At 58.0% G+C, this 3,166-nt stretch carries 1 tRNA gene and 2 rRNA genes; all 3 read right to left on the reverse strand.

From position 1 onward, the window contains the following. A 23S ribosomal RNA gene (locus tag ABNG04_RS17945) occupies nt 1–1,788 on the reverse strand; the annotation flags it as partial. Nucleotides 1,789–2,058: 270 nt separating this feature from the next. After that, nucleotides 2,059–2,130 (reverse strand) — tRNA-Ala (locus ABNG04_RS17950). A 167-nt stretch (nt 2,131–2,297) separates the two neighbouring features. Next, nucleotides 2,298–3,166: ribosomal RNA gene (locus ABNG04_RS17955) — 16S ribosomal RNA — on the reverse strand; the annotation flags it as partial.

Here is a 3,166-nt window from a genome sequence, read left to right on the forward strand (position 1 = left end):
CGTAGAGAGCAGGCATCCCTTCTTCCGAAGGTACGGGACTAACTTGCCGAATTCCCTAACGTCGGTTCTCCCGACAGGCCTTGCCTTGCGCTGGCAGAGCACCTGTGTCGGATCTCGGTACGGACATTATGCTTGCCTTTTCACGGGCCCTATGTACGGCTGACTTTCGCTGTTTCGCGTTTCGCTCGCTTCGTGCCGTGACGGCGTCCACGAGTTTCCACGATTCGACCGGGCGAATGCCCGGCTCAGCGTTCCACACGGCGTCGGCGTTTACTGCATAATGGCGCTGGAATATTAACCAGCTTCCCGTCGGTGTAGTCAAGTTGTGGTACACCTTAGGACCGGCTAACCCTCGGCTGAACGGCAGTGCCGAGGAACCCTTGCTCTTCAGGCCGTCGAGGTTCTCACCCGACTATCGCTGCTACTGTGACCAGGATTGTCGTTACTGGACGGTCCACACGAGCTCTCGCCCGGGCTTCCGTCCGACCAGTACGCCAACCTACGCGGTTGCCCTTTGACAGGCACGGCCAGGTCTCGGTGGTAGATTTGAGCCCCGATCATTTTGGGCGCCTCAAACCTCGGCCGGTAAGCTGTTACGCTTTTCTTAGCGGGTAGCTGCTTCTAAGCTCACCTCCCGGCTGTTTAGGGCTTGAGACCACCTTCGAATCGCACTTAATCTACACTTTGGGACCTTAACCCGGCTCTGGGTTGTTCCCCTCACGGTACACAGGCTTACCCCGCGCACCGGACTCCCTTCGTCTACGGCGCCTGCGGGTTTGGAGTTCGACAGGATGGCCGACTCCTCTCGGAGGCGGGTCATCCAATCGGTAGCTCTACCCCGCGGGCTACCTCGGAAGAGGTCATGCTTCGACATGTTTCGGTTGGAACCAGCTGTTGCCAGGCTCGATGGGCCTTTCACCCCTACACACGAGTCACGAGAGGGTATTGTAGAACACCAACTCTAACAGGCCTCCACGTGGCTTTCGCCACGCTTCACCTTGCTCGCGCGTAGATCGCCTGGTTTCGGGTCGCACCCAATTGACTCCCCGCGCTTGAACACGGTGGCCCTCGCAATGCTGCGGCCGTATCGGTTTCCCTGCGCCTTCCCCGGTTCACGGGTTAGACTCGCCAATCAAGTGCACTCCCTGGGTCGTTTTTCAAAACGCACGACACGACGCCGGCTCGTCTCCTTTCCTACTAGAGGATCGCTCCTCGGTCGTTTCAGGAGACGCCTTGTACGCCCTGTCGCTCGATCGCCAGCTGATTTCAGGCCCTATTGCACCGCCCTTCTCGGGGTGCTTTTCAGCGTTCGCTCACGCTACTTGTTCGCTATCGGTCTCGAGGAGTGTTTAGCCTTCTCAGGGGATGCCTGAGATGTTCATAGAGGATATCCGACCCCTACTACTCTGGATTTGACGCCATCCGTACTGCTCTCTCATACGGGGTTGTCACCCTGTTTCACGCTCCGTTCCAGGAGACTTCTGAGAGAGTGTCGAGATTTGGTTGTCAACCCGAACACCACATTGGTCCGAAGACCTTCGGTTTGGGCTGTGTCGCGTTTACTCGCGGTTACTGACGACATCGCTGTTGCGTTCTTTTCCTGCCCTTACTGAGATGTTTCAATTCAGGGCGTTCCCTATTGCGCGTGGCAATTGTTGAACGGATTCCGATTGGGAGATCTCGTGTTCTTCCCCTCCATGCGGGTCCCACGAGCTTTTCGCAGCTTGGCACGTCCGTCGTCGGCTCTCGAGCCGAGCCATTCACCAGCTGGCACAGTAGCCAGTAGTGTGTCAGTCGACTCTCGAAGGAGAGTCACTGACGGTCAAGTGACGTAATGTCACCCGACTGTATATGGTTCACTGACGTTCCACGAACTCGGATGAGTTCAGTGGACGTCTGGATCGCACGTATACACGGTTGTCATTGAATCGCCCCGGGTGTGACGGGGCGTTCGTCGAACCCTTCCCATCCGCGGTTTCCCGGGATGGTGCATCGGTCGTCGTGTCCAATCCGAATCGCGTCTCCCATATAAGGGGACGGATTCGGACCGAACGGACATGGACTCACTGGGATTCGAACCCAGGGCATCCTCCTTGCAAGGGAGGCACTCTACCGCTGAGCTATGAGCCCACCTTCCCTGACGGGAAGGTTCTCGCGTGGTGTGTTGTGTGAGCCGTGGTCGTTCTAAGGTGTCCAAGCCGGTGGGTGGGCGGACGGTTACAGTCCAATGCGAATGAGTAGTGACCGTCGTGGTGACGGTCTAAGGTGAGCCTCCCGAAAGGGAGGTCTCGGGTCGGTGGAGGTGATCCAGCCGCAGATTCCCCTACGGCTACCTTGTTACGACTTAAGCCCCCTTGCGAAGCCCAGATTCGACGTACGAGGTACGCCTCATCCGGACCTCACTCGGGTGCTTTGACGGGCGGTGTGTGCAAGGAGCAGGGACGTATTCACCGCGCGCTTGTGACACGCGATTACTACCGAATCCAGCTTCATGTGGGCGAGTTGCAGCCCACAATCCGAACTACGATCAGGTTTCTGAGATTACCGTCTCCTTTCGGAGTAGGAACCCTTTGTCCTGACCATTGTAGCCCGCGTGTTGCCCAGCACATTCGGGGCATACTGACCTACCGTTGCCCGTTCCTTCCTCCGTGTTAGCCACGGCGGTCCCCCTACTGTCCCCAGCTACCTCGCGGTACTGCTGGCAAGTAAGGGTGCGGGTCTCGCTCGTTGCCTGACTTAACAGGACGCCTCACGGTACGAGCTGACGGCGGCCATGCACCTCCTCTCTGAAGCTCGGATAAGGTCATCAACCTGATCGTCATTACTACAGTCGATGCTGGTGAGATGTCCGGCGTTGAGTCCAATTAAACCGCAGGCTCCTCCGGTTGTAGTGCTCCCCCGCCAATTCCTTTAAGTTTCATCCTTGCGGACGTACTTCCCAGGCGGTCTGCTTAGCGGCTTCCCTACGGCACAGCACCCACTCGTAGTGGGAGCCACACCTAGCAGACATTGTTTACGGCCAGGACTACCCGGGTATCTAATCCGGTTCGAGACCCTGGCTTTCGTCCCTCACTGTCGGATCCGTTCTCGCGACGTGCTTTCGCCATCGGCGGTCCGTCCAGGATTACGGGATTTCACTCCTACCCCGGACGTACCCGTCGCGCCT

It is taken from the genome of Halorubrum miltondacostae (assembly GCF_041379815.1).
Taxonomy (GTDB): Archaea; Halobacteriota; Halobacteria; order Halobacteriales; family Haloferacaceae; genus Halorubrum; species Halorubrum miltondacostae.